Source organism: Thalassospiraceae bacterium LMO-SO8, from assembly GCA_031655335.1.
Classification (GTDB): domain Bacteria; phylum Pseudomonadota; class Alphaproteobacteria; order Rhodospirillales; family Casp-alpha2; genus UBA1479.
The window spans coordinates 2,530,579-2,550,953 of record CP134226.1; the positions used below are offsets into that span (position 1 = coordinate 2,530,579).

At 66.7% G+C, this 20,375-nt stretch carries 16 protein-coding genes; 15 read left to right on the forward strand and 1 reads right to left on the reverse strand.

The genetic code is table 11. The features are described 5' to 3' along the window. Positions 1–3: 3 nt before the first annotated feature. From RJ527_12100 to ligA, 15 genes are all read left to right on the forward strand, one after another. Positions 4–1,473 (forward strand): UDP-N-acetylmuramoylalanyl-D-glutamyl-2,6-diaminopimelate--D-alanyl-D-alanine ligase, encoded by a 1,470-nt coding sequence (locus RJ527_12100; GenBank protein WND74783.1) that lies wholly within the window; start codon positions 4–6, stop codon positions 1,471–1,473. A 10-nt stretch (positions 1,474–1,483) separates the two neighbouring features. Continuing rightward, the gene (gene mraY, locus RJ527_12105) at positions 1,484–2,572 is read left to right on the forward strand and encodes a phospho-N-acetylmuramoyl-pentapeptide-transferase (protein ID WND74784.1); all 1,089 of its coding nucleotides are present in this window, start codon (positions 1,484–1,486) and stop codon (positions 2,570–2,572) included. A 7-nt stretch (positions 2,573–2,579) separates the two neighbouring features. Further along, complete coding sequence (murD, locus tag RJ527_12110; GenBank protein WND74785.1) at positions 2,580–4,019, forward strand: UDP-N-acetylmuramoyl-L-alanine--D-glutamate ligase; 1,440 nt, start codon at positions 2,580–2,582, stop codon at positions 4,017–4,019. Continuing rightward, entirely contained in the window at positions 4,020–5,144 is a 1,125-nt protein-coding gene (locus RJ527_12115; protein WND74786.1) for a putative peptidoglycan glycosyltransferase FtsW, read from the forward strand. It abuts the gene before it with no gap. Next, positions 5,141–6,280, forward strand: coding sequence for an undecaprenyldiphospho-muramoylpentapeptide beta-N-acetylglucosaminyltransferase (gene murG, locus RJ527_12120; GenBank protein WND74787.1), 1,140 nt, complete (start codon positions 5,141–5,143; stop codon positions 6,278–6,280). Before RJ527_12115 ends, murG begins: the two co-directional genes overlap by 4 nt. Next, positions 6,277–7,734, forward strand: coding sequence for a UDP-N-acetylmuramate--L-alanine ligase (gene murC / locus RJ527_12125; protein ID WND74788.1), 1,458 nt, complete (start codon positions 6,277–6,279; stop codon positions 7,732–7,734). Before murG ends, murC begins: the two co-directional genes overlap by 4 nt. After that, on the forward strand, positions 7,731–8,690 hold the full coding sequence (gene murB / locus RJ527_12130) for a UDP-N-acetylmuramate dehydrogenase (protein ID WND74789.1): 960 nt from the start codon (positions 7,731–7,733) through the stop codon (positions 8,688–8,690). The genes murC and murB overlap by 4 nt, the downstream gene beginning before the upstream one ends. Next, on the forward strand, positions 8,687–9,589 hold the full coding sequence (locus RJ527_12135; GenBank protein ID WND74790.1) for a D-alanine--D-alanine ligase: 903 nt from the start codon (positions 8,687–8,689) through the stop codon (positions 9,587–9,589). Before murB ends, RJ527_12135 begins: the two co-directional genes overlap by 4 nt. Beyond that, complete coding sequence (locus RJ527_12140) at positions 9,589–10,467, forward strand: FtsQ-type POTRA domain-containing protein (GenBank protein ID WND74791.1); 879 nt, start codon at positions 9,589–9,591, stop codon at positions 10,465–10,467. The genes RJ527_12135 and RJ527_12140 overlap by 1 nt, the downstream gene beginning before the upstream one ends. A gap of 31 nt (positions 10,468–10,498) precedes the next feature. Then, a complete protein-coding gene (gene ftsA, locus RJ527_12145; GenBank protein WND74792.1) occupies positions 10,499–11,779 on the forward strand; it encodes a cell division protein FtsA in 1,281 nt (426 codons plus the stop codon). Positions 11,780–11,886: 107 nt separating this feature from the next. Further along, a complete protein-coding gene (gene ftsZ / locus RJ527_12150; GenBank protein ID WND74793.1) occupies positions 11,887–13,695 on the forward strand; it encodes a cell division protein FtsZ in 1,809 nt (602 codons plus the stop codon). Positions 13,696–13,913: 218 nt separating this feature from the next. Next, a complete protein-coding gene (gene lpxC / locus RJ527_12155; protein ID WND74794.1) occupies positions 13,914–14,888 on the forward strand; it encodes a UDP-3-O-acyl-N-acetylglucosamine deacetylase in 975 nt (324 codons plus the stop codon). Positions 14,889–15,086: 198 nt separating this feature from the next. After that, positions 15,087–15,938, forward strand: a complete 852-nt coding sequence (locus tag RJ527_12160) for an outer membrane protein assembly factor BamD (protein ID WND74795.1) — start codon at positions 15,087–15,089, stop codon at positions 15,936–15,938. Positions 15,939–15,945: 7 nt separating this feature from the next. Continuing rightward, entirely contained in the window at positions 15,946–17,637 is a 1,692-nt protein-coding gene (gene recN / locus RJ527_12165) for a DNA repair protein RecN (protein WND74796.1), read from the forward strand. Next, the gene (gene ligA / locus RJ527_12170; protein ID WND74797.1) at positions 17,637–19,742 is read left to right on the forward strand and encodes an NAD-dependent DNA ligase LigA; all 2,106 of its coding nucleotides are present in this window, start codon (positions 17,637–17,639) and stop codon (positions 19,740–19,742) included. The genes recN and ligA overlap by 1 nt, the downstream gene beginning before the upstream one ends. On the opposite strand, the gene RJ527_12175 is transcribed toward ligA, so the two are convergent. Next, entirely contained in the window at positions 19,739–20,212 is a 474-nt protein-coding gene (locus tag RJ527_12175) for a GNAT family N-acetyltransferase (GenBank protein ID WND74798.1), read from the reverse strand. The genes ligA and RJ527_12175 overlap by 4 nt on opposite strands. Positions 20,213–20,375 lie beyond the last annotated feature (163 nt).

Genomic DNA, 20,375 nt, shown 5'->3' on the forward strand with positions numbered 1-20,375 from the left:
GCCATGGGCATGACCAAAGCGCCCTACGTGCTGTGGAACGCCGGTGCCGCCGCCGCCGCGACGGAAGGCGATGCCGTCGGTGACTGGCAAGCCACGGGCGTGTCCATCGATACCCGCAGCCTCATGCCCGGCGACCTGTTCGTCGCCATCAAGGGGGTTGCGTCCGACGGCCACGACCATGCCCGGGCGGCCCTGGAAAAGGGTGCCGCCGGCGTCGTCGTGCGGCGCGGGTTCACGGACATTCCCACCGACGCCCCTGGCGTGCGGGTCGACGATACCACGCAGGCCCTGGAAGGCCTGGGCCGCGCCGCCCGCGACCGTTCCCGGGCCAAGATCTGCGCCGTCACCGGCAGTGTCGGCAAGACCGGCAGCAAGGATGCCCTGGCCATGATCCTGGCGCGCAAGGGCGAGGTTCATGCGTCGAAGGGCAACCTGAACAACCATTGGGGTTTGCCCCTCAGCCTGGCCCGCCTGCCGATCGAAGCGACCTCCGCCGTGTTCGAAATGGGCATGAACCATCCGGGCGAAATCCGCCCGCTGTCGCAGATGGCGCGCCCCCATGTCGCGCTGATCACCACGGTCGAACTGGTCCACAGCGAATACTTCCGGTCGGTGGAGGAAATCGCCGACGCCAAGGCGGAAATCTTCGACGGCCTGATCGCCGGCGGCACGGCCGTGCTCAACCGCGACAATCCCATGTTCGACCGCCTGTCCGCCGCTGCCCGCAACGCCGGCGCGGGGCAGGTCATATCCTTCGGCCTGCACGAGGCGGCCGACGTGCGGGCCACGGAAACACGCCCCGACGCGCTGGGCACGGGCGTGCTGGCGGATGTCGCCGGGACGGCGTTGCGCTACCGCGTCGGCGTGCCGGGCCGCCACTGGGTTCTCAACACGTTGGGTGTCCTTGCCGCCGCCAAGGCCATGGGGGCGGACCCGGTCGTGGCCGCCGCCATGCTGGCGCGTCTGGCGCCGCCCAAGGGCCGGGGCAACCGTCTGGCCATTCCGTTTGCAGGAGGGGAATTGACCCTGATCGACGAAAGCTACAACGCCAGCCCCGTCGCCGTGACCGCGGCCATCGAGGTTCTGGGCATGAGCGAGCCGGCCAAGGACGGACGGCGTATCGCCGTTCTGGGCGACATGTTGGAACTGGGCGACACGTCCGACGACATGCATCGCGCGCTGGCGGCCCCGCTGGCCCAGCGCCGCATCGACGCCGTGTTCACCGCCGGCCCGGGGATGGGCTGTCTGTTCGACGAACTGCCTCGCGAGATGCGCGGCGGCCATGCGGAGACGTCCGACAAACTGGCGCCCCTGGTCGCCTCCGCCGTGCGGCCCGGTGACGTCATTCTGGTCAAGGGGTCGTTCGGATCGCGCATGGGCGCGGTGGTCGATGCCCTGACGGCATTGGCTGATAAGCATTCGGACCATGAACACGGCAACGGCGGTCGCGGCCGCGCCGTCAACGGGGAATAGGGGACGGACAATGCTGTATGAAATCCTGTTCCCCATGGCCGGTGAGTTCGCGGTCCTTAACGTGTTCCGCTACCTGACCTTCCGCACGGGCGGCGCCGTCATCACCGCCTTGATCATCAGCTTCATGGTCGGCCCCGTGCTGATCGAGGTTTTGAAGGCGAAGCAGAGGGGCGGTCAGCCGATCCGCGACGACGGCCCGGAAAGCCACCTGATCACCAAGCAGGGCACGCCGACCATGGGCGGGCTTTTGATCCTGGTTGCCTCCGTCGTGGCGACCCTGTTGTGGATGGACCTGGAAAGCGGCTTCGTGTGGACGGCGCTTGGCGTGACCATCGGTTACGGTGTGATCGGCTTCCTCGACGACTACCTGAAGGTGAGCAAGCGCAATTCCAAGGGCCTGCCTGGCAAGCTGAAGCTGATCCTGCAAATTTCGATCGCGGGGGTCGCCGCGTTCTGGGTTTCGGCACACCTGCCGGATCCCCTGGCAACGACCCTGGCCTTGCCGTTCTTCAAGAACGTTCTGATCGACCTGGGCTGGATGTTCATCGTGTTCGCCTGCTTCGTGATGGTCGGCGCGAGCAATTCCGTGAACCTCACGGACGGGCTGGACGGGCTTGCCATCGTGCCGGTGATGATCGCCGCCGGGGTGTTCGCGCTGATCGCCTATCTGGTCGGCAACACCGTGTTCGCCAACTATCTGCAACTTCATTACGTGCCCGGGTCGGGCGAGCTGGCCGTGTTCATGGGCTCGCTGGTGGGGGCCGCTCTCGGGTTCCTTTGGTATAACGCGCCGCCGGCCAAGGTCTTCATGGGCGATACGGGGTCTTTGGCGTTGGGCGGGGCGCTTGGCGCCGTCGCCGTCATCACCAAGCATGAACTGGTGCTGGCCATCGTCGGCGGCCTGTTTGTGCTGGAAACCGTGTCGGTCATCGTGCAGGTGATTTCGTTCAAGTTGACCGGCCGCCGCGTGTTCCGCATGGCGCCCCTGCATCATCATTTCGAACAGAAGGGATGGGCCGAGGCCACCATCGTCATCCGATTCTGGATCATCGCGACCATCCTGGCCCTTGCGGGCCTCGCCACCCTGAAGCTGCGGTGAGGGGGCGATGATCGATCTTTTCTACTTCTACAAAATGCCGGTCGCGGTCCTCGGCCTTGGCCGTTCGGGCCTGGCGACCTGCAAGGCGCTGATCGACAGCGAGGCCGAGGTCTGGGCCTGGGACGACAACGAGGACAGCCGGCAGCGCGCCCGCGAAATGGATATCCCCCTGGTCGATCTCTACACCTGCAACTGGCGGGAACTGACGACCCTGGTGCTCAGCCCCGGCATTCCGTTCCATTATCCCGAACCGCATCCCGTGGTGAACCTGGCCAAGGCCGCCGGCTGCGAGGTCGTCAGCGACATCGAGCTTCTGGCCCGTGCCCAGCGCGACGCCGCCTACATCGGCATCACCGGCACCAACGGCAAGTCAACCACCACGTCATTGATCGGCCACATCATGCAGTTGGCTGGGCGCGAAACCGACATCGGCGGCAACCTGGGCCCACCCGCTCTGTCGCTAGAGCCCTTGGGCGAGGGCGGAAACTACATTCTCGAGATGTCGTCCTATCAGCTCGACCTGACGCTCTCCATCACCTGGGACATCGCGGTGCTGCTGAACATCAGCCCCGATCACCTGGACCGGCACGGTGACATGGACGGCTACGTCGCGGCCAAGCGCCAGATATTCCACCGTCAGACCGACCCCAAGTCGGCGATCATCGGCGTCGACGATGCATACTGCGAAGCGATCTACGAGGACCTGGCCGACGCCGGTGAACAGATCGTGGTGCCGATCTCGGGCGAGCGGCGCATCCATGGCGGCGTCTACGTGGTCAACGGCGTTTTGGTCGACGACATGGACGGCCAGGAAGTTCCGGTCACCGATCTCAAGGACATTCCCGCCCTGCAAGGCCCGCACAACTGGCAGAACGCGGCGGCGGCCTATGCCGCCTGCCGGCGTGCCGGGGTCGAGGGTCGGGTCATCATGGCCTGCCTGCAAAGCTTTCCCGGCCTGGTCCATCGCCAGGAGCCGGTCGAGGTCGTCGACGGCGTCGCCTTCGTCAACGATTCCAAGGCGACCAACGCCGCCGCCGCCGCCAAGGCGCTGGCCTGTTACGACACCATTTACTGGATCGCCGGCGGCCGTCCCAAGGAAGGCGGCATCACGGGCCTTGCCGACTATTTCCCGCGCATCCGCCATGCCTATCTGGTCGGCGAGGCGGCGCTGGGCTTCGGCCAGGTGTTGGACGGCAAGGTGCCTTTCACCATTTCCGGCGAGGTCACGAAGGCGGTCGGTCAGGCCTTTGCTCAGGCCAAGAAGGACAAGGCGGAAAAGCCCGTGGTCCTGCTGTCGCCGGCCTGTGCGTCGTTCGACCAGTTCGCCAGCTTCGAGGACCGGGGCGATGCCTTCAAGGATGCGGTCGAGGCCCTGCCGGGCAAGCATCTCGACCCGACCGAGGCACCCGATGCCTTCAAGTCAGAGATCTCGGGGGAGGTTGCCTAGATGAGCACGCTCGCCCGCACCGACAATTCGATCCTGGCCCGCTGGTGGTGGACGGTCGATCGCTGGAACCTGGCCGCCGTCGCCGTGCTGGCCATGACCGGGGCGGTGCTGGCCTTGGCGGCCTCGCCGCCGGTGGCCTTGCGCCTGGGTCTCGATACCTATTATTTCGCGGGGCGTCAGGTGCTCTACCTGGGGCTCGGCCTGTTCATCCTCGTCTGCACCTCGCTGTTGTCACCCAAGGGCGTGCGTCGTCTGGCCATGGCCGTGCTGGCCGGGTCCATGGTGCTGATGGTGGCGGTGCTGGCCGTGGGGCCGGAAATCAAGGGGGCGACGCGCTGGCTCAGTTTCGGTGCCCTGTCCTTGCAGCCGTCGGAATTCGTCAAACCGGCCCTTGCCGTGACCGCGGCCTGGTTCTTCGCCCAGGCCCGGCTACAGGAAGGCTACCCCGGTAATCTGGTCGCCACGGGCCTGTTCCTGATGGTCGCGGCATTGCTGCTGATGCAGCCGGACGTGGGCATGACCATGGTCGTCGCCGCGGTCTGGGCCGTGCAGTTCTTCCTGGCGGGGCTGCCGATCGTCATGGTCATGGGCATCGGCCTCGCTTTCCTGGCCGCCAGCGTCGGTGCCTATTTCACCTTTGGCCATGTGCGGGCGCGGGTCGACCGTTTCTTCGATCCCTCGGCGGGCGAGGGCTATCAGGTCATGCGGTCGCTCGACGCCTTCCACAACGGCGGTCTGACCGGGCGCGGCCCGGGCGAGGGACGGGTCAAGGAAGTGCTGCCCGACGCCCATACGGATTTCATCTTCGCCGTCGCCGGCGAGGAATTCGGCATGCTGGTCTGTGTCGCCATCGTCGGCCTGTTTGCCTTCGTGGTGATCCGCGGCCTGACCCGCGCCTACAAGGACGACAATTTGTTTGTGTTGTTGGCCTCGGCCGGCCTGCTGGTCCAATTCGCGGTCCAGGCCATGATCAATCTGGCTTCGACCCTGCACCTGATCCCGCCCAAGGGCATGACCCTGCCGTTCGTGTCCTATGGCGGGTCGTCCACGGTCGCCATTGCGCTGGGTTTCGGCATGATGCTGGCGTTGACCCGCCTGCGCCCGGGCGAAGGGGGCGTGCGATGACGGACAAGATGACCGGACATCTGGCCGTTCTCGCCGCCGGCGGCACCGGCGGGCATGTGTTCCCGGCGGAGGCGCTTGCCGCCGAGTTGGGCGCGCGGGGCTACCGCCTGGCGTTGATCACCGACCGGCGGGGCGGCGGCTTCGGCGGCGCGCTCGCCAATCTGGAAACCCATCATATCCGGGCCGGCGGCATCGCCGGCAAGCGGTTCACGGCGCGCATCGAAAGCGTGTTCGAACTCGGCCTCGGCATGTTGCAGGCGCGCAAGCTTTTGGCCAGGTTGAAGCCCGACGCGGTCATCGGCTTCGGCGGTTATGCCTCGGTGCCGACCATGATGGCGGCGACCTGGGCCGGGCTGGCCACGGCGATCCACGAACAGAACGCGGTGCTGGGCCGCGCCAATCGCCTGCTGGCGACCCGGGTGCGGCGCATCGCGACCTCCATCGACGGCACGCAGATGGTGCCGGAGGCCGCCAAGTCCAAGGTCCACCTGACCGGCATGCCCGTGCGCCCGGCGGTCCTGGCGGCGCGCGAGACGGCCTATGACGAAATCACCGACCGCGGGCCGCTCAACCTGCTGGTCACCGGCGGTTCGCAAGGGGCCCGGGTTTTGTCCGACGTGGTGCCGGCGGCTTTGGCGTCGCTGCCCGACGCTCTGAAGAAGCGCCTGAACGTGACCCAGCAATGCCGGGCCGAGGACCTGGACCGCGTGGCCACGGTCTATGCCCAGGCCGGGGTCAAAGCCGATCTGAAAAACTTCTTCGACGATGTTCCCCAGCGCCTTGCGGCGGCGCATCTGCTGATCGCGCGGGCCGGGGCCTCCACCGTCGCCGAGATGACGGCGATCGGCCGCCCGGCGATCCTGGTGCCCTATCCCCATGCCATCGACAACCACCAGTTCGCCAACGCCCAGGCCGTGGACGAGGCCGGGGCCGGCTGGCTGATGGCGGAGGACGTGTTCACGGCCGAGCGCCTGGCCGGGCGGTTGACCAGTCTGTTCGAAAGCCCGCGTCACCTGGCCCATGCGGCCCGCGCGTCCCGTCGCATCGGGCGGCCCGACGCGGCCCACGCCCTGGCCGACATGGTGGCGGACATGATGCCCAACGGGCATTCCGGCGAAGGAAGGCAGGCGGCATGAGAGCGCTTCCCCTCGACATCGGCACCCTGCATTTCGTCGGCATCGGCGGCATCGGCATGAGCGGCATCGCCGAGGTTCTGCATTCCCTGGGATATTCCGTCCAGGGGTCGGACATCGCCGACAGCGCCAACGTGAAACGCCTGCGCGATATGGGCATCGACGTCCATGTCGGCCATGACGCGGCGAACCTGGGACAGGCCCAGGTCGTGGTCGTGTCGTCCGCCGTGAAACCCGACAATCCCGAGGTCGTGGCCGCGCGCCAGAACCTGATCCCCGTCGTTCGCCGCGCCGAAATGCTGGGCGAACTGATGCGCCTGAAATGGTCGATCGCCGTCGGCGGCACCCATGGCAAGACCACGACAACCTCGCTGGTATCTGCCGTGCTGGACGGTGCCGGGCTCGACCCCACGGTCATCAACGGCGGCATCATCAATGCCTACGGCACCAATGCCCGTTTGGGCACCGGCGACTGGCTGGTGGCCGAGGCCGATGAAAGCGACGGCACCTTCCTGAAACTGCCGTCGACCATCGCCGTGGTCACCAACATCGACCCGGAACACATGGAACATTACGGCGACTTCGAAACACTCAAGCGCGCCTTCGTGCAGTTCGTCGAAAACATCCCGTTCTACGGCTTCGCGGTGCTGTGCATCGACCATGCCGAGGTTCAGAACCTGATCCCCCGGGTGTCCGACCGCCGCGTCGTGACCTACGGCTTCAGCCCCCAGGCCGACGTGCGCGCCGTCAACATGACGCCGGGCCTGGACGGCATCGCCTTCGACGCCGTGATCCGTGACCGCAAGACCGGCGAGACCCGCGAGATCGCCGACCTGCACCTGCCCATGTACGGCCAGCACAACGTGCAGAACGCCCTGGCGGCCATCGCCATCGCCAATGAAATGATGTTGTCCGATGCCGACGTGGCGCGGGCCCTGGCCAAGTTCGGCGGCGTCAAGCGGCGCTTCACCCGCACCGGCACGGTCGGCGGCATCACCGTGATCGACGACTACGGCCACCATCCTGTGGAAATTTCCGCCGTCCTGGCCGCCGCCCGCGACGCCACCAACGGCAAGGTCATCGCCGTGGTGCAACCGCATCGCTACACCCGCCTGCGCGACCTGTTCGAGGATTTTTGCACCTGCTTCAACGATGCCGATGCCGTGGTCGTCGCCCCCGTCTATGCGGCGGGCGAGGCGCCGATCGAGGGCATCGACCGGGATTCCCTGGTCGAGGGACTGAAGGTCCACGGCCACCGCAAGGTGATTGCCTTGGACGCCCCCGAGGACCTGGCCCGCATCACCCTGGATCTTGCGAAAAGCGGCGACTTCGTTGTCTGCCTGGGCGCCGGCACGATCACGGCCTGGGCCAACGCCCTGCCGGAACAGCTTCAGGAACTGGGCGGCGGGCTGCGTGAAATTCCCGGCGGCAGCAAGAGCGGGGAGATCAGCGCATGATGGCGGCGCGCTACGATACGACGTTGTTCGACCGGCTGCCGCCCGTACGGGGCCGGCTGACGGCCAATGCCGCGCTGGCGGGGTTCTCCTGGTTCCGCGTCGGCGGCCCGGCCGAGGTTCTGTTCGAACCCGCGGACACCGACGACCTTGCCGCCTTCATGGCGAACCTTCCCGCCGGCGTGCCGGTCACGGTGATCGGCGTGGCATCCAATCTTCTGGTTCGCGACGGCGGTGTCGCCGGTGTGGTGATCCGTCTGGGCAAGGCCTTTGCGGATATTTCCATCGATGGCGACACGGTCACCGCCGGGGCCGGTGCCATGGACGTCAACGTGGCCCGCGCGGCGCGCGACGCGGGTCTTGCGGGGCTTGAATTCCTGATCGGCATTCCGGGCACGGTGGGCGGTGCCTTGCGCATGAACGCCGGGGCCTACGGCGCCGAAGTTTCCGATATTTTCGCGGCCGCATGGGCAGTGACCGGCAGGGGAGAGGTTGCGGCCCTCTCCCCGGCCGACATGGCCTTCGCCTATCGTCACTGCGGCCAGCCCGAGGACGTGATCTTCACCCGGGCGACGTTCCGGGCCACGCCCGGCGACGTCGATGCCATTTCACAACGCATGGCCGAGATTCAGAAAGCGCGGGGCGATACCCAGCCCGTGAAATCGCGCACGGGCGGGTCGACCTTCGCCAATCCGTCATCTGGTGGAAAAGGGGGCCATAAGGCCTGGGAGCTGATCGACGAGGCCGGCTGCCGTGGCCTGACGCGGGGCGGGGCCCAGGTGTCGCCGCAGCATTGCAACTTCCTGATCAACACGGGCAACGCCACGGCGGCGGACCTGGAGGGTCTGGGCGAGGAAGTGCGTCGGCGGGTGCTCGAGGAAACCGGCGTCGAACTGCACTGGGAAATCCGCCGCATCGGCGTGCCGTCCCTGCCCAAGGCGCGGGAGGTCACGCCATGACCGGCCACGTCGCCGTGCTGATGGGTGGCTGGTCCGCCGAACGCGAGGTTTCCCTGGTGTCGGGTGCTGCCTGCGCCAAGGCCTTGCAGGACGCCGGGTATCAGGTCACGACCATCGACGTGCAGCGCGACGTCGGCGCGCTGATCACGCGCCTCTACCCGCGCCCGGACGCCGTGTTCAACGCCCTGCACGGCCGCTTCGGCGAGGACGGCTGTATCCAGGGCCTGCTCGACATTCTGGGCATCCCCTATACCCATTCGGGCGTACTGGCCTCCGCCGTCGCCATGGACAAGCCCATGGCCAAACGCCTGTTCGCGGCCGAGGGCATCCCCGTCGCCGACCATGTCGTCACCACCATCGAAGCGGCCCGCGCCAAGGAGCCCATGGCCCGGCCCTATGTCGCCAAACCCATGAACGAAGGGTCCAGCGTCGGTGTGCATATCGTCCGCGAGGGCGATAACGAGCCGCCGTTCGAGGGATCGGGGTGGAGCTACGGCGAGGAAGTGATGATCGAGCGCTATATCCCCGGGCGTGAGTTGACCGTCTCGGTGATGGGCGGCAAGGCCCTGGCGGTCACCGAAATCACCACCGCGCGCGGGTTCTACGACTATGACGCCAAGTACGCCAACGGCGGGTCGATCCACGTGATCCCCGCCGAGGTCGACAAGGGCGTCTACGACCAGGCGATGGACCTGTCCGAACGCGCGTTCAAGGCGATCGGCTGCCGCGGCGTGGCGCGGACCGATTTCCGCTACGACGGCGACACCCTCTACATGCTGGAAATCAATACCCAACCGGGCATGACGCCCACGTCCCTGGTGCCGGAACAGGCCGCCCATGCGGGCCTGTCCTTCCAGGACCTGGTCGTCTGGATGGTTGAACAGGCGGAGTGCGATTGATGGCCGAAAAGAAGACCGAAGCGAACGACACCCAGGCGGCGGGCAATCGCCGCGCGCGTAAACCGGGCGCGCCCAGAAAGCGCGTGCTGCGCGGGCAGGTGAGCCGCGCCGTCGGCGTGGGTGCCTTGGTCGCCGTGCTGGCCGGCGCGGGCGGTGGCGGATGGTGGGTGTGGTCCAACGACGTCGTGCCGCAGTTGTACACCAAGGCCCAGACCTGGACGGTCGATCAGACGGCCGAGGTCGGCTTGCGCATCGACGACATCTTCGTCACCGGGCGCTCGCAGACCACGCGCGACGACCTTTTGGCCGCGCTCAGGCTGACCCGGGGGGCGCCGATCTTCGGCTTCGATCCGGACGAAGCCCGCGAGCGGGTTGAGAAACTGCCCTGGGTCAAGCGCGCGGTGGTCGAACGCATGCTGCCGGGCACGGTGATGTTGCATATCGAGGAACGCTCCCCGCTCGCCCTTTGGCAGAACAAGGGGGTGTTTCACCTGATCGACGACGAAGGGGTGGTGATCCTCAACACGGGGTTGGAGCGGTTCTCCGACCTGCCCATCGTGGTCGGCCCCGAAGCGCCCCGCCATGCCAGGGCGCTTTTGGAAACGCTCAAGGCCGAACCGGATTTGATGAACCAGGTGCGGGCGGCTGTCTGGGTGTCCGGGCGTCGTTGGACGCTGACCCTGGAAAACGGCATCGACGTGCAGCTGCCCGAGGACGACCCCGGCGGCGCCTGGCTGCGGCTGGCGGAGTACGAACGCCAGCACAAGGTTCTGGACCGTGACGTGGAGGTTCTCGACCTGCGCCTGCCGGACCGCCTGATCGTACGCAAGGCCGCCAAGCCGCGCCCACCCCGAAAGCCCAAAGGCCAAGAAACGTGAGACTGACCAAGAACCATATGAGACGACGGCCATGAACAAACCATTGGGAAATGCAAAACCGCGCAGCGGACTGATCGCGGCCCTGGACTTGGGTTCGTCCAAGGTCACCTGCGTGATCGCGCGCCTGGCCACGGGCGTGTCGAGCAACCAGATGACGGCGCGGGTCGTCGGCATCGGCCATCAGAAATCCCACGGCCTGAAGTCGGGCAGCGTGATCGACCTGGAGGCCGCCGAGGCGACCATCCGCGCCACGGTCGAGGTCGCCGAGTCCATGGTCGGCGAAAACATTCACAAGGTCTTCGTCAACCTGTCCTGCGGCAAGCCCAAATCGAAGCTGGTTGCCCATGAAGCGGAAATCGGCGGCCGTGAGATCGAAGAGGCGGATTTGTACCGCGTTCTGACGGCCGATCAGGTCACCGCCGGCACCCCGGCCGACCGGGAGATGATCCATTCCATCCCCGTCGGCTATTCGGTCGATGACAACCGCGGCGTGCGCGATCCGCGCGGCATGTACGGTTCGCGCCTGGGCGCCAATGTGCATCTGGTGACGGCGCAACGGGGCCCGGTCAAGAACCTGCGCACGGTGATCGACCGCTGCCAGCTTGAGATCGACGCCATGGTGGCGACGCCCTTCGCCTCTGCCCTGGCCTGTTTGGTCGACGACGAACGTCAGCTCGGCACCACCTGCATCGACATCGGCGGCGGCGTCACATCGCTGGCCATCTTTTGCGACGGCGAACTGGTCCATACGGACGTTATTCCGCTCGGCGGCGGCCACATGACCAACGACATCGCGCGCGGCCTGTCGACGCCCCTGGAAAGCGCCGAACGGATGAAGACGCTGTTCGGCTGCGTCATTCCGTCGCCGTCCGACGATGCGGAAATGATCACCGTGCCGTTGATCGGCGAAGACAAGGAAGCGGCCCAGACGCAGGTGCCGCGGTCGGTCCTGGTCGGCATCGTCCGGCCCCGGGCCGAGGAAATCATGGAACTGGTGCGCGACCGTCTGGCGGCCAGCGGGTTCGACAAGGCCATCGGCCAGCGCGTGGTGCTGACCGGCGGGGCGAGCCAGCTGTCCGGATTGGCGGAACTCGCCGGAGACGTGCTCGGCCGTCAGGTTCGCCTGGCCCGGCCGCGCGGGGTCGAGGGGCTATCGGAAGCGGTTTCGGGGCCGGGGTTCGCAACCTCGGTCGGGTTGATCCGCTATGCGGTGGAAAACCCCTTGGAGGTGGCTGGGGGCGATTTTCAGCCGATCAAGGAACGCAGTGGCGCCTTCGGGCGGTTCGGCCAGTGGCTGCGGGAGAACTTCTGAATGAGCAATCAACAACGTGTTTTCAACCAATCCCCTGAATGTACCCACGGCGGGTCCGGTCGTAGTTGCATTTATTCAGGCGGCAAGTAATCATCGGAGGCAGAGAAATGACCATTAAAATTACAGTACCGGAAGATCACGACGCGCCCGAATTGAAACCTCGGATCAGCGTGATCGGCGTCGGCGGGGCCGGTGGCAACGCCGTCAACAATATGATCGCGGCCAATCTTGAAGGCTGCGACTTCATCGTCGCCAACACGGACGCCCAGGCCATCAAGGGCTCGAAGGCCGACCGCCGCATCCAACTCGGCACCGGCGTGACGAAAGGTCTCGGCGCTGGGTCCAAGCCGGAAGTCGGCAAGGCCGCCGCCGAGGAATCGATCAGCGAGATCCTTGACGAGTTGCACCAGTCCAACATGGTGTTCATCGCCGCCGGCATGGGCGGCGGGACGGGCACCGGCGCCGCGCCGGTGATCGCCAAGGCCGCGCGCGAGCACGGCATCCTGACGGTCGGCGTGGTGACCAAGCCCTTCCAGTTCGAGGGCAGCCACCGCATGCGTCTGGCCGAACAGGGCCTGGACGAACTGGCGGGATACGTCGATACCTTGATCATCATCCCCAACCAGAACCTGTTCCGTGTCGCCAACGAAAAGACGACCTTCGCCGACGCCTTCAAGATGGCGGACGACGTTCTGTATTCGGGCGTGCGCTCGATCACCGACCTGATGGTGATGCCGGGCCTCATCAACCTGGATTTCGCCGACGTGCAATCGGTCATGCAGGGCATGGGCCGGGCCATGATGGGCACGGGCGAGGCGGCCGGCGAACGCCGGGCCCTCGACGCGGCGGAAGCGGCCATTTCCAACCCGCTTCTGGACGACGCCTCCATGCGGGGCGCGCGCGGCGTGCTGATCAACATCACGGGCGGCGAGGACATCACGCTGTTCGAGGTCGATGAAGCCGCCAACCGGGTCCGCGCCGAAGTGGACGAAGACGCCTATATCATCATCGGTTCCGCCTTCGACCAATCCATGGAGGGCACCATGCGGGTGTCCGTCGTGGCCACGGGTCTGGAGGCCGCCGAAGGCGAACAGCCGTCGCACCTGCATATCCTGAACCAGGCCCAGCGCATCGCGCCGGTCCGCGTGCCCCGGCCTGAGGAAGAGCCGAAGGCCGCCCAGCCGGCCATCGTCACCATGCGTAACGAGCCGGTCCCGGCACCCGAGCCGGCCCCCGAAATCACCGACGACGTCGCCGAATCGGCCGCCGATTCGTTCGATTCCGAGCCCATGGACGCGGTCGCCGAAGCCGACGCCGAGCCCATGGACAGCCTGCCGGAAGTCGCCGAAGCGGCCCCGGCGGAACTGCAGCCCCGGGTTCCGGCGGCCATGCCGGGCGCGGGCAACGTGGAATCCTTCATTCCGCAGCGCGCCGTCGAGGTCGAAGACGACGACACCCTGGACGGTCCTGCTGCCGGTGCCGACCCCTTCGAAGTGGCGGCCATGGTCAACGGATCCCACGCCGAGGATGACGCGCCCAGGATGGGCGGGTTGCTGCGGCGGCCCAAGAAGGAAGGCGGCGGCCTGTCGCTGTTCGAACGGGTCACCGGCACCGGACGGGCCAAAAAACCCGAGGAAACCGCCGTTTCCGAACCTGCCCCGGCGGCACAACCGGCGGCGGTGTCCGAGCGGGGCACCATCGACGCCCTGATTCGGTCGCGCGCGGCGACCCCGCAAGCGGCGGAAAATCCCGCCCCGGCCCCCGTTCAGGCCCCGGCTCCGGTGCAGGCGGCCCCGGTTCAGTCGGCTCCCAAAGCGCCTTTGGGCGGGGTCGATCCGGCCGATCGGCTGCCCTCGGCGGACACGGAAGATGACCTTTTGGACATTCCGGCCTTCCTCCGCCGTCAGGCCAACTGAAGGGACGGTGGAACACCGTAACATTCGGAAACAATTAGTGATTTGAGGGGATCCCAGGTTCTGTTTATTCATGAGCCTGGGATTTCTTCAATTCTGCCGCACCGTGTCGAACGAAAATCGCGCGACCGGGGATGCGGTTGAAAATTACGACTTTGGGGGCCTGCGCCGGACATTCCGGGCAACAGTCTCGAAAAAAAACGAAAGAAACGGGGAACCTGATGGGTTTGATCACCGTCGGCCAGAAAGACCAGCAGACCAAAGCATCGTTTAAGGAAGCCGTTCGTCAGCGAACCTTGAAGGAAGCGGTGTCCCTGACCGGGATCGGTCTGCATTCCGGCGCGCCGGTCACCCTGACCCTGCATCCCGCCCCGGCCGATTACGGCATTCATTTCCATCGCACGGACTTGTCCGAAAACGGCGCCGTCGCCGCGCGCTGGGACTGTGTCTCTGACACCCGCATGTGTTCCGCCCTGGCCAACGACCAGGGCGTGTCCGTGGGCACGGTCGAACACCTGATGGCGGCCCTGGCCGGCTGCGGGATCGACAACGTGCGGATCGAATTGGACGGCCCGGAAGTGCCCGTCATGGATGGCAGCTCTCAGCATTTCGTCGATATCATCCGCGCCGCCGGCGTGGTGGCGCTTGTCGCCGACCGCCGCGTGATCCGCGTTCTCAAGCCGGTTTCCGTGGAAACCGACCAGGGCCGCGCCGAGCTGACCCCGTCGCCGGTGTTCTCGGTCGATTTCGAGATTGAATTCAAAAGCCAGGCGATCCGCCGCCAGCATCTGCGGCTCGGCGTCGTCAATGGTGCTTTCTGCAAGGAATTGGCGAATGCGCGGACCTTCGGCTTCATGCACGAGGTCGAAGCCATGCAGAAGGCCGGTCTGGCCCGCGGCGGCTCCCTCGACAACGCCATCGTCATCGACGGCGATAAGGTTCTGAACGACGGCGGTCTGCGCCACGACGACGAATTCGTGCGCCACAAGGCCCTGGACGCGATCGGCGACCTGTACCTGGCCGGCGGCCAGATCATCGGCGCCTACCGGGCCGAACGGGCGGGGCACGCCATCAACAACGCGCTGCTGCGCAAGCTGTTCGCCGATCCGGACGCCTGGTGCTACGACGTTCTGCGCGGCGACGAATCGAAGACCGCCATGGACGGCGGCATCAAGGCGGAAGCCGCCCTCGCCTGACGGACCGGAAATGACGCGGATTGCGGCGGCGCCTTGGGGCGCCGCTTTCGTTTTCCCGGGCCCCTGCCTTGCAATCCCGCGAAACCGGGCCAAATCCCGTGGAAAAGGGGATATTGGCCTTTTTCAATTGGTTTCCCCGCGTGATATATTCGCCGCTCCCGGCACGCCCCGGTTCGACCGGATAGGGAGTGCCCGACCTTGAGACCTGACACAGCAGATCATCCGCCGATGCGCATATCCGACCGGATCAGAATCCTCATTCCCGTCCTGGCGGTATCGCTGGCCGTTTCCGCCTGCTCGATCTTCGAGGACGACAAGCCCGCCTACGTGGAAAAGCCCGTGGACGAGTTGTACAACCGCGGCGTCGATCAAATGGGCGACCGTAAGTTCGCCGATGCGGCGCTGACCTTCGAAGAGGTCGAGCGCCAGCACCCCTATTCGGTCTGGGCCACCAAGGCGCAGATCATGGCGGCCTACGGTTATTACAAGTCGAACAATTATCAGGAAGCCGTCGCGGCGCTCGACCGCTTCATTCAGCTGCATCCGACCCACGAGGACGTGGGTTATGCCTACTATCTGAAGGGCCTGGCCTATTACGAGCAGATCTCCGACGTCACCCGCGACCAGCAGATGACGACCCTGGCGCTGCAAAGCCTGAAGGAAGTCGTCACCCGCTTCCCCGATTCGAAGTTCGCCCGTGACGCCAAGTTCAAGATGGAATTGACCTATGACCATCTGGCGGGCAAGGAGATGGAGATTGGCCGCTACTACCACAACCAGCACCAGTATTTGGCCGCCATCAACCGCTTCCGCGCCGTCGTCGACAAGTATCAGACGACGACCCACGTGCCCGAGGCCCTGCACCGCCTGACCGAGGCCTATCTCGCCCTCGGCCTCAAGGACGAGGCGCGCAAGACCGCCTCGGTCCTGGGCCATAACTTCCCGGGCAGTGAGTGGTACATGGATTCCTACGAAATGCTCACGGGCGAGCAGGTCCGGCCCCAGGCGGCGGAAGAGAAGGCCTGGTACGACCGTTTGAAGTTCTGGTAACCGGCCCATGCTGACGCACCTGACCGTCAGGGATGTCGTGCTCATTGACCGCCTTGCGCTGGATTTCCCGGCCGGGCTCTGTGTGCTGACCGGCGAAACGGGGGCCGGTAAATCGATCCTTCTGGATGCTTTGGGGCTGGCGCTCGGGGGGCGGGCCGAGGCCCGCCTTGTGCGCGCCGGCGCCGGTCCCGCGACCGTCACGGCGGCCTTTCAGATCGCGCCCGGGGCGCCGGTCCTGGCGGAGCTTGAGGAACACGGCATTCCCCCCCTGGACGACAGCGGCGACGGCGGCGGTCTCATCATCCTGCGCCGCACGTTGGGGACGGATGGCCGCTCGCGCGCCTTCATCAATGACGCGCCGGTCAGCGTCGCCCTGTTGAAACGGGTCGGCGAGGATTTGGTCGAAATTCATGGCCAGTTCGACAATCAACGCCTGTTGAACCCGGTTCAGCACCGCGCCTTGCTGGATGCCTTCGGCGGCCTGGCCAAGGCCCGGGAGGCCTGCCGCACCGCCTGGAACCTGTGGCAGGACGCCGCCCAGGCCCGTGCCCGGGCGGCCGAGGCCCTGGAAACGGCCCGCCGGGACGAGGAATTCCTGCGCCACGCCGTGGGCGAATTGTCGGCCCTGGCGCCGCAGGCCGGTGAAGAGACGGAATTGGCCCAGGAACGCTCCATGATGATGCACGGGGAAAAGGTCGTCGAGGCCATGAACCGGGCCAAGGCGAGCCTGAGCAGCGGCAAGGGCGTCGAAAGCGCCTTGCAATCGGCGCTCCGCGATCTGGAAAGCGTCGCCGAAAAGGCGGCGGGGGCGCTGGAAGCGCCCATCGCGGCCCTTGGCCGGGCGCTCGACGAGACGGCGGAGGCGGAGACCTTGTTGGACCGCGCCTTTCAGTCCGTGGACCTGGACCCCCGCAAGCTGGAGCAGACGGAGGAACGCCTGTTCGCGCTGCGTGCCCAGGCGCGCAAGCATAACGTCCCGGTCGACGGTCTGGCCGACCTGCTGGCGGGAATGGAGGCGCAGCTTGCTGCTCTGGATACGGGGTCCGGCGATCTGCAACGTTTGGAACAGGCCGAGGCCGAGGCCCGCAAGGGCTATATCCGCGCCGCCGGCGACCTGAGCCAGGGGCGTAAGACGGCGGCGGCGAAGCTTGACGCGGCGATCCTCCGGGAACTTGAGCCCCTGCACCTCAAGGGCGCGCGGTTCGAAACCCGGCTGACGCCGCTCGACGAGGACGCCTGGGGCCCCGCCGGGACCGAAAAAGCGCAGTTCCTGATCGCCACCAACCCGGGGGCCGAACCGGGGCCTTTGAACAAGATCGCGTCCGGCGGCGAGCTGGCGCGTTTCATGCTGGCGCTGAAGGTCGTGTTGGCCGACGCCGACCCGGTGCCGACCCTGATTTTCGACGAAGTGGACGCCGGCATCGGCGGCGCCACGGCGGCGGCGGTGGGTGAACGCCTGGCCAAGCTGGGCCGGGCCGTGCAGGTCCTGGTCGTCACCCATTCGCCCCAGGTCGCGGCCCAGGGAGGCAGTCACCTGAAGGTTCAGAAGGCGTCCCAGGACGACAGCGCGGCGACCACCGTGGCGGTGCTGGACGCCCAGGCCCGGCGCGAGGAAATCGCCCGCATGCTGGCCGGCACGGAAGTGACCGAGGAAGCCCGCGCGGCGGCGATTTCCCTGTTGGACCGCCGGGCGTCGTAATGTCGGTATCGGACGGCCTGCGCGACATTCCCGTCGACCGCCTGCGGCCCGAGGACGCGGCGATCGAACTGGAACGTCTGGCGGCGGAAATCGCCGCCCATGACGAGGCCTATTACCGGAACGACGACCCGGCAATCAGCGACGCCGCCTACGATGCCTTGCGTCAGCGCAACGCGGCCATCGAGGCGAAATTCCCCAAGCTGATCCGCGCCGACAGCCCGTCCAAACGGGTCGGCGCCGCCCCGGCGGAGGGCTTCGCCAAGGTCGTCCACTCCGTGCCCATGCTGTCCCTCGCCAACGCCTTCAGCCAGGAAGACGTGGCCGACTTCCTCGACCGCGTGCGGCGGTTCCTCAACCTGCCGGGCGACGAGGCGGTCGAGGTCATGGCCGAGCCCAAGATCGACGGCCTGTCGGTCACCGCGCGCTATGAGAAGGGCCGCTTCGTCATGGCGGCGACCCGAGGCGACGGCCGGGAAGGGGAGAACATCACGGAAAACCTGCGCACCCTGAAGGACCTGCCCGACCGCATCGCGGCCAAGGACCTGTTGGGCGCGGGCGTGCCCGAGGTGCTGGAGGTGCGCGGCGAGGTCTACATGGCCAAGTCCGATTTCCTTGCCCTGAACCGGCGCCAGGAAGCCGCCGGGGCCAAGATATTCGCCAATCCGCGCAACGCCGCCGCGGGATCGCTGCGCCAGAAGGACCCGGCCGTCACCAGGGCCCGGCCGCTCCGCGTGTTCTTCTATTCCTGGGGCGAAGTTTCGGACGTCACCTGGGCGACCCAGGCGGAATTCAACGACCGGCTGGTCGACTGGGGCTTTCAGGCCAATCCCCGGGCCAGGCTCTGCCGCTCCCTCGACGAGATCATGGCCGAATACACGCGGACGGAGGCCGACCGCGCCGGGCTCGACTACGACATCGACGGCATGGTCTACAAGGTCAACCGCCTTGACTGGCAGGAACGCCTGGGCCAGGTGTCCCGGGCACCCCGCTGGGCGACGGCGCACAAGTTCGCCGCCGAAAAGGCGACCACGGTGCTGGAAAAGATCACCATTCAGGTCGGGCGCACGGGCGTGTTGACGCCGGTCGCCAACCTGACCCCGGTCACCGTCGGCGGCGTGGTGGTCGGCCGCGCGACCCTGCATAACGAGGACTACATCGCGGAAAAAGACATCCGCGAGGGCGACACGGTGGTCGTGCAGCGGGCCGGCGACGTCATCCCCCAGGTGGTCGAGGTCGTCATCGACCGGCGCCCGGCGGCGGCCGTGCCCTTCGTCATGCCCGACACCTGCCCGGAATGCGGCAGCCTTGCGATCCGCGAGGAAGGGGCGGCGGCGAAACGCTGCACCGGCGGGCTGATCTGCCCGGCCCAGGCGGTCGAGCGGCTGAAGCATTTCGTGTCCCGCGACGCCTTCGACATCGAAGGCCTGGGCGCCAGGAACATCGAATCCTTCTGGGTCGAGGGTTGGCTTAAATCCCCCGCCGACATCTTCGACGTGGCGGGCCTGACGGCGAAGCTTGAGGGCCGCGAGGGATGGAAGGAAAAATCCATCGACAACCTGCGCAAGGCCATCGAGGACCGCCGCACGATCGGCCTCGACCGCTTCATCTATGCGCTGGGCATCCGCCAGGTCGGGCAGGCGACGGCGCGGCTGCTGGCCCGTACCTACGGCTCCTTCAAGGCGCTCAAGGCCGCCATGGCGGCCGCCCAGGACCGGGAGTCGGAAGCTTACGCGGACCTGATCGACATCGACCAGATCGGCCCCGCCGTGGCCGACGACCTGCTGGGATTCTTCGCCGAGGACCACAACCAGGAGGTCCTGGCGGCGCTCGAGGCCGCGCTCGACATCCAGGACATGGTGGCGGCCGATACCTCCGACTCACCCGTGGCCGGGAAGACCGTGGTGTTCACCGGCACCCTGGAAACCATGGGCCGCTCCGAAGCCAAGGCCCGGGCCGAAAACCTGGGTGCCAAGGTATCGGGCAGCATCTCCGCCAAGACGGATTTCCTCGTCGCCGGGCCGGGGGCGGGCTCCAAGCTGAAGAAGGCGGAAGACCTGGGCGTCACGGTACTGACGGAAGAGGAATGGTTGGCCCTGATCGGCTAGACCGCCAGTCCCCACCGCCGCCAGCCGGCCTTTTCGGCAGCACCGAGGCTTTTATAAAACGCCTGGGCCCGGGCATTGTCCGCCAGCACGTTCCATTCCACCCGTTCGCAGTCCGTTTCCCGGGCGTGCGCCAGGACCGCATCCATGAGGGCGCGGCCGACGCCCTGGGCGCGCCAGGGTTCCATCACGTAGAGCATTTCCAGTTCCAGGGACGGCCTTGCGGCATAGGCATAGGGAATTTCGAACACGGTGGCGAAGCCGACCGGGCTTCCCGCCGGTGCCTCGGCCAGGACGGCCCGCAGGGCAGGCGGGGTGGCGCGGATGCGGCTGGCGATTTCCGCCGCGGTGATGGACAGCAGCTCGGGCCAGCCTTCGAACACGGCGAGATCTCGCATCAAGGTGAGCAGGCGGGGCGCGTCGTCCTCGGCGCGGTCGGCGGTCATCCAGCGGGTTGTCGTGTCGGTTTTCATGGAAGGCGAGTCTATCAGCAGTGCCAGTTCGGGCATACGGGAGAGGTGCGGACTAACGTCCCAGGCCGCTCGAACGGGCGTTGGGGCAAAATTTTTTCAGTCTGGGGAAAGGCGCAAAAAGTGCGTGTCGGGCGTGTCCGGAAGGGCGCGAAAAGCGTCCCGA